This is a genomic window from Neptuniibacter sp. UBA6509 (assembly GCA_002435145.1).
Classification (GTDB): domain Bacteria; phylum Pseudomonadota; class Gammaproteobacteria; order Pseudomonadales; family Balneatricaceae; genus Neptuniibacter.
The window spans coordinates 4,914-12,141 of the sequence record DJLT01000055.1 but is presented as its reverse complement, the minus strand read 5'-3'; the positions used below and the strand labels follow the sequence as shown (position 1 = coordinate 12,141).

Here is a 7,228-nt window from a genome sequence, read left to right as displayed (position 1 = left end):
GAGTTACATGCCGATATAGATCAAATAAATGGCGAAAGCTGTTTTTACAATTCACTTTGAATTTGTCTAAAGGGTCAAAATCCCCCCTCAAGTTTTGTTTGAATGTGTGGGAATCCGCCACTTTATAAAGATAGGAATAGTGCTCTAATAAATCCATTAATATTAATTATTCCTTTCTCTTCAGTAGGTTATAGGTAGTTTTTCTCCAGTTTTTTGTGGTTGGCCCTCTTATTGCTTTGTCTAGGTACGGATTCAGACAGGTCTGTGTACGAGCAGAAGAACTGAATTTAAAAACAAAAACGATAAATTAAAGTCCAATAACAGGAGATGCCACATGCGTTTACTGACTGCTGCAGTAACTTCCCTAGCTTTGACACTTGGTGCTCAAGCTGCCAGCGCTGCCCCGGTTGAGATCAAATTCTCACACGTTGTAGCGGAGAACACGCCAAAAGGTCAGATGGCGGTTAAGTTTAAAGAGCTTGTAGATGAACGTCTTGCAGGTAAAGTTGAAGTTAAGGTATTTCCTAACTCTCAGCTGTTTGGCGATAACAAAGTACTAGAGGCAATGCTTCTAGGTGATGTGCAGATGGCTGCACCTTCACTATCTAAATTCCAGAAATATACCAAGTCCCTTCAGATCTTTGATCTACCTTTCCTATTTAAAGATATGGCAGCGGTAGAACGGTTCCAGAATGGTCCAGAAGGTCAGAAACTACTGACTTCGCTTGAGAGCAAAGGCTTGGTAGGCCTAGGTTACTTACATAATGGTATGAAGCAGCTTTCTGCAAGTAATCCACTGAAAGTGCCTGCTGATGCTGAAGGTAAGAAGTTCCGTATTATGACTTCCGATGTGCTACAGGCGCAGTTTGAAGCGGTTGATGCGGTACCTCTGAAGAAGCCTTTCTCTGAAGTATTTACACTGCTTCAGACAAAAGCCATCGATGGTCAGGAAAATACTTGGTCTAACATCTATTCTAAAAAATTCTTTGAAGTACAGCCATTCATCACAGAATCTAACCACGGTGTTCTAGATTACCTAGTGGTAACGTCTGCTGAGTTCTGGATGGAGCTTGATGAAGACCTGAAGGTTGAAGTGAAAAAGGCACTTGATGAAGCGATTCTTCACGGTAACGGCATTGCTGCTGAAAAAGCAGCGTCTGATAAACAGCTGATTGTTGATTCTAAGCGTTCTGAAGTTCTTTCACTGACTGATGCAGAACGTGCTCAGTGGGTTGAAGCGATGAAGCCTGTATGGAAACAGTTTGAAGATCAGGTTGGTGCTGATCTAATTAAAGCTGCTCAAGCGTCAAACAACTAATCTTGTTGTGACTTTCTACCGGGTAGGGCTTTCGCCTTACCTGGTATCTATCTCTCCCGCATTCAGAGAAGAGCTTCAGTCAGCATCATAAGAAATGATGAAGCTGTCCTGTGAATGTTTCTTAAACAATAATTAAGTTAACGACGTGAGTCGCTACGGGGGCCGTTATGGTACGTAATCTCGTGACTAAACTGGAAGAGGGCTTTTTGTCTGTACTTCTAGTTTCAATGACCTTACTGGTATTTGCTGAAGTAATCGCACGCTTCGGTTTTAATGCCGGTATTCACTGGGCACAGGAAGTGACCCTACTTCTTGCCGCTTGGTTTGTTCTCTTTGGTGCCTCTTATGGCGTTAAAGTGGGTGCACACATCGGCGTTGACGTATTCGTCAAAATGCTTCCTGAAGGTACGCATCGTTTTATGACGCTTGTGGCTGTTGCTTTGTGCTTAGTCTATTGCGGACTTTTCCTTTACGGCTCTTGGATCTATCTCAGTAAAATGAAAATGATCGGCATTGAGCTGGAAGATCTTCCTGTTCCTAAGTGGATCCCAATGACTATTTTGGTGATCGGCTTTGTACTGCTGATTATTCGTTTCCTACAGTTGGGTTGGAAAGTGATAACCAAGCAAGCTGACGGTTTCCATTTTGCAGATGAAGCAGAGGAATCTATGGAGATCGCGAAAGATCTTAAAGAGACCGCGTTGGGAGATGCTCCGACAAACTCTGTTGATATTGATCCTAATAAGACTCCAAAGCAGGGGGATAAATAATGACTATCGCCGTACTGTTTATCACTCTTTTTGGGTGCATGATTATTGGTATGCCTATCGCAATCGCGTTGGGCTTATCTTCTGTAACGACCATTTTACTGTTCTCAAATGATTCTCTAGCGTCTATTTCGCTTAAGTTATTTGAAGCAACTTCGGAACACTACACACTGTTAGCGATTCCATTCTTTATTCTGTCCTCTGCGTTTTTGTCTACCGGGGGGGTAGCAAAACGTTTGATTAACTTTGCGGTTGATACCGTAGGGCATATCAGAGGTGGTTTAGCGATGGCGTCGGTAATGGCGTGTATGCTATTTGCTGCGGTATCAGGTTCTTCGCCTGCGACGGTAGCGGCTATCGGTACGATCTGTATTGCCGGTATGGTGCGTTCAGGTTATCCACAGTCTTTTGCGGCGGGTGTTATCGCAAATGCCGGTACGCTGGGTATCTTGATTCCTCCTTCTATCGTAATGCTGGTTTATGCTGCTGCGACTGAAGTATCGGCGTCACGTATGTTCATGGCGGGTTTCATTCCTGGCTTAATGATGGGTCTGATCTTAATGATTGCGATCTATATCGTTGCGCGTGTTAAAGGATTGCCGTCTCAGCCATTCCCAGGTTTCAAAGCGTTAGCAAAATCAGGTTTAATCGCTTTGGGCGGTCTGATGCTCATCATTATCGTATTAGGTTCTATATACGGTGGTGTGGCTTCACCAACTGAAGCGGCTGCGGTTGCTGCGGTTTACGGCTATTTCATTGCAGTGATGGGTTACCGTGATATTGGTCCAATGAAAGGTATTCCATGGCAGAAAGCGGGTGAAAACGTAGTTACCGCTGCAGTGCGTAATGGTTTCCAGATGCTAATGGCTATTCCTAAGTCAATTACTGACCCTGAAGTTAGAAAAGTGCTTTTAGACGCATCGAAAGTATCTATGATGCTGCTATTCATTATTGCTAATGCGATGTTGTTTGCACATGTTCTGACAACAGAGCGTATCCCTCACACTATTGCCGAACAGATTATGGCATGGGGTTTACCTGCGTGGGGCTTCCTGATTGTTGTGAACATTCTGCTATTGATAGCGGGTAACTTTATGGAGCCGTCAGCAATCTTGTTGATCATGGCGCCTATCTTGTTCCCTATTGCGATGCAGTTGGGTATCGACCCCATTCACTTAGGTATTATCATGGTGGTTAATATGGAGATCGGGATGTTGACCCCGCCTGTGGGACTTAACCTCTTTGTCACCGCCGGGATAACCGGGCAGAACATGATATGGGTCATCAAGGCCTGCTTGCCATGGCTCTGTCTATTACTTGGCTTCCTTATGCTTATTACTTATGTTCCGCAGATCTCACTATTCTTGCCAGAATATATCGATCAGTTGAAGGGTTACTAACGATTGTCAGCCCGAAAGTCCGGAGGCTAACTTATAGCCTCTACACCCTAATCTGTTGATTAGTGCATTAACCACCGCTTGCGGTGGTTTTTTTTGTCCTAAATTGGGTAGTTGTGGCCACAATAGGTATAATCCTACGCTTATATGAATTTTTAGAAAAAGAGAGTCTAGGTGTTAGGTTATATAGCAGCGCTGTGGGGCATTACTGGAATTAGCCTTTTATTAGGTAGTGCAATCTATCGTTTGAGTACAATTGGCTTAGAAACGTTTTCTTACCCACTGGATTGGTACCATTGGCTTGCATTGGCTGTGAGTATTGCTTTCATGGGCTTTGCTGAAGGGTATCGTGGTTTTCAGCAAGCTTGGTCTCCGCGTGTTGCAGCGCGCCTTTTGTATCTCTCACAGAATGCTTCGCCGTTAAGGGTCGTTTTAGCGCCTCTATTCTGTATGGGATTTTTTTCGATAGTACGCAAACGAATGATCGTCACTTACTGCCTGACGTTAGGTATTATCGGGATGGTGTTATTAGTGCATCAACTTGAACAGCCTTGGCGTGGTATTGTTGATTTGGGAGTTGTCACCGGCTTAGCATGGGGCTTAACCTCATTATTACTTTTTAGCCTTCAGGCCTTTTTTGGTAATAAGTTTGATCATTCCCCTGAGATGCCATAAAGGTTAGTTGTTAAACAACGAACTGCGCGACTCCATCACGGAATGACCAATCGATGTCGTGGTTTTCTACGATACTGATCAATACGTTTTCTGGTTTTATACCGGGGCGTTCCGCTAAATTCTCCACTACTTTTGCATAGAAAGCCTGCTTCGCTTTATTCGAACGTCCCGCGCGCATTGTTAGGTGCATGATGACCCTATCTTCAGTTCTTTCCTGCAATTGTAAACAGTGCGGCTCTAATTCATGGATCACTTGATAGCGATCATCGTCCGGGAAATCCATTGTTTCTATAACGGCGCTATTAATACTGTCAGCAACGGCGATAGCGTATTCTGCAGGCTTCCCTTTGAGAATAGATATGTTAACCAAGGGCATGTTCATTTCCTCTAGAAAAAGATCATTCTTTAAAACGTTGAATGTCTATTATTATTCTTTAAACTGATACCGGTCTAATATAGTTTGGCGATCATATGATAAATAATAGCTATCAGTTTGGTTTTGAAATACGTCACTTGCGTAATTTTTTAGTGATTGCTGAAGAACTTAGTTTCAGAAAAGCGGCTGAACGTTTGCATATAGCCCAGCCCGCGCTTAGTCGGCAAATGTCTCAGATGGAGGATGCATTGAAATGTCAGTTATTTGATCGCCAAAAGCGACAAATTAAACTGACTGATGCGGGTAAGTATCTGCAGGATAAAGGGCCGCATTTGTTGGATGGTTTTTCTGACTTAGCGCTGCAAACACGTTCAGTGGCTGAGGGGCGCTCGGTATTTCTTCGAGTGGGGTTTTCCAGTGCGGCGATGTCCAGCTTCCTGCCTGGTATTATTCGCCATTTGCAAAGTAAGCTGCATGGCTGTGAATTTGAGTTCGTGGAGGATACATCCGATAAGCTTATTACGCGGGTAACAAATAAGCAGTTGGATGCTGCGTTTATTCTTCATTGTCCCAATAGCCCTGAACTGAAAGTATTGCCTATTCAGCCCGATAACATAGGCGTTATTTTGCCAGATGATCACTTTTTAGTTGGAAACAGAGAGATTGATCTGGCTGATTTGAAAAACGATACGTTGATCCTCTTTCCCCGATCGACTAACCCAATTATGTACGATGATATTTTAGGCCACTGTCATAATGCTGGTTTTAGCCCCAAAGGCATTATTGAAACTGCGCCGCGCTCTACTGCCATCGGGCTAGTCGCAGCGCGACAGGGTGTTGCAACGATTGCCGAGTCATTAAAGCAAAGCTGTATTGCTGGTACAGTATATAGACCGTTAAAAGGGAAAGGGCCGAAAGTTAATTACAGTGCAGTTACACACAAAGATGTCTCCGGGCAGTGGATTGAGTTATTGGAAACCTACATTGCTGATGCCTTATCAGTTAATAAGAACAGCAGTTAATAAGCGCTCGAATAAATAAGAGTTTCAACAGATAAGAGTTAATGAGTATGGGGTTAGGTTTGATTCAGGCAGGATTTGAACTGCGGTTTGAGGTGTTCGACGCGGTTGATGACTTGAGTGTATTTGCGTTTTTAGAGCCGCGTTTAATTGATAGGTATTGTCAGTCGATAGATGAATATTTCTTACAAGGTTATGTGTGTCTGAATGGGCAGATTGCGACTCCCGAACAGCGGGTAAATAAGGGTGATTATATTCAAATTCGATTCCCGGAGCATCGTGAAGCTGAGGTGGATGTCGGGTGGAAGGTACTGTGGGAGAACAGTGAATTGATGGCGGTCTATAAGCCCTCGTTACTGCCCGTCAGTCGGACTACACGTAACTTATATAACAGTTTGATCTCCCTTATTCGTAGAGAAACCCCATATTATAAAGCTCAACTTTTACACCGTTTAGATGCGGAAACATCCGGGGTCATGATGGTGGCTAAAAACAGCGATGCGGATAGAAAATGGAAGCCCCAGATAAAGACGTTAATTCAAAAAAAAATCTACCATGCATGGGTGAAAGGTTTACCTGAATGGGATGAAAAACTGTTTGAATGTGAGCTGTCCGAAAAACAAGGCAGTGCAATTCGCAGCCAAGTCTATGTGGTTGATCCTCAAACACCAGAGCTTTTTCTTAAACCAAAGCTAAGTAAAACAGGCTTTAAAGTCTTAGCTAGACAAGGTGACCGTTCACTTATCGAGTGTGAACTGTATACCGGTCGTAAGCACCAGATACGTGTTCAGTTAGCGCATCTTGGGCATCCGATTATAGGTGACAAAGTGTATTCCCATGACGGATATTACTATCTGAAAAGAATAGAAAAGGAACTTTTTGCTGAGGATTATAAAGTTCTATTGACGCCTTATCATCAGCTGTCAGCGGTGAGTTTGACCTTGTTTATTGATAATCGATCTATAACCATCAATGCGGATGGTTGTATTGATGGTGAATGAGGATGTTGTTTAATTGATAAGGAGCGCTTTGCTAGAAGCGCTCCTTATACTCATCACTATCAGTAATTTTTACCCTAAAAACAACTGATAAGCAGCGTTGTCGGTTTCTTCCCAGTAGTTGTAACCAATTTCGCTTAAGAAAGTACCTACTTGATCACGTTCCTCTTCAGGTACTTGCATACCTACCAAAACGCGGCCATAAGCAGCACCATGGTTACGGTAATGGAACATGGATATATTCCACTTTCCACCTAGTTTGCTGAGGAAATTCATTAAGGCGCCGGGGCGCTCTGGGAACTCAAAACGATAGATTACTTCATCATCTAAGGTTTTGGGGGCATGGCCACCCACCATATAGCGAACATGGATCTTTGCGATCTCGTTTTCGCTTAAGTCTTCAACTTCATAGGCTTTATCGCGAAGCTCAGATACAAGTTCCTCACGGGCATTCTCATCGGGTGTTAATTGAATGCCGGCAAATACAATTGCGTTGCTATCATCGCTGTAACGGTAGTTAAATTCTGTGATATTGCGCTTCCCTAGCGCGGAACAGAACTTTTTAAAACTGCCCGGTTTTTCAGGAATACGGGCCGCAATGATCGCTTCGCGTTTCTCGCCCAGTTCCGTACGTTCAGCAATATGGCGTAAACGGTCAAAGTTAACATTAGCGCCAGA

Annotated in this window: 7 protein-coding genes and 1 pseudogene; 6 read left to right on the top strand and 2 right to left on the bottom strand. The window is 43.6% G+C overall.

The window, feature by feature from the left end:
• Positions 1 to 334: 334 nt before the first annotated feature.
• The 4 genes from B4K11_RS07390 to B4K11_RS07375 all read left to right on the top strand — a co-directional run bounded on the left by B4K11_RS07390 (position 335) and on the right by B4K11_RS07375 (position 4,157).
• Positions 335 to 1,318, top strand: a complete 984-nt coding sequence (locus B4K11_RS07390) for a TRAP transporter substrate-binding protein (protein ID WP_292955075.1) — start codon at positions 335 to 337, stop codon at positions 1,316 to 1,318.
• Between the two features lie 167 nt (positions 1,319 to 1,485).
• A complete protein-coding gene (locus B4K11_RS07385) occupies positions 1,486 to 2,088 on the top strand; it encodes a TRAP transporter small permease (RefSeq protein ID WP_292955073.1) in 603 nt (200 codons plus the stop codon).
• Complete coding sequence (locus tag B4K11_RS07380) at positions 2,088 to 3,485, top strand: TRAP transporter large permease (RefSeq protein WP_292955071.1); 1,398 nt, start codon at positions 2,088 to 2,090, stop codon at positions 3,483 to 3,485. The genes B4K11_RS07385 and B4K11_RS07380 overlap by 1 nt, the downstream gene beginning before the upstream one ends.
• 171 nt (positions 3,486 to 3,656) lie before the next feature.
• Positions 3,657 to 4,157: a hypothetical protein gene (locus B4K11_RS07375; protein WP_292955069.1), complete on the top strand. Its 501-nt coding sequence runs from the start codon at positions 3,657 to 3,659 to the stop codon at positions 4,155 to 4,157.
• A 10-nt stretch (positions 4,158 to 4,167) separates the two neighbouring features.
• Here B4K11_RS07375 and B4K11_RS07370 read toward each other — a convergent pair whose 3' ends face one another.
• The gene (locus tag B4K11_RS07370; RefSeq protein WP_292955067.1) at positions 4,168 to 4,533 is read right to left on the bottom strand and encodes a tautomerase family protein; all 366 of its coding nucleotides are present in this window, start codon (positions 4,531 to 4,533) and stop codon (positions 4,168 to 4,170) included.
• A 95-nt stretch (positions 4,534 to 4,628) separates the two neighbouring features.
• On the opposite strand from B4K11_RS07370, the gene B4K11_RS07365 reads away from it, so the two are divergent.
• A complete protein-coding gene (locus tag B4K11_RS07365) occupies positions 4,629 to 5,555 on the top strand; it encodes a LysR family transcriptional regulator (RefSeq protein ID WP_292955065.1) in 927 nt (308 codons plus the stop codon).
• 47 nt (positions 5,556 to 5,602) lie between these two features.
• Positions 5,603 to 6,553, top strand: coding sequence for an RluA family pseudouridine synthase (locus B4K11_RS07360; RefSeq protein WP_292955063.1), 951 nt, complete (start codon positions 5,603 to 5,605; stop codon positions 6,551 to 6,553).
• A gap of 69 nt (positions 6,554 to 6,622) precedes the next feature.
• Here B4K11_RS07360 and B4K11_RS07355 read toward each other — a convergent pair.
• Positions 6,623 to 7,228, bottom strand: a pseudogene (locus tag B4K11_RS07355) (threonine ammonia-lyase, biosynthetic); the annotation flags it as partial.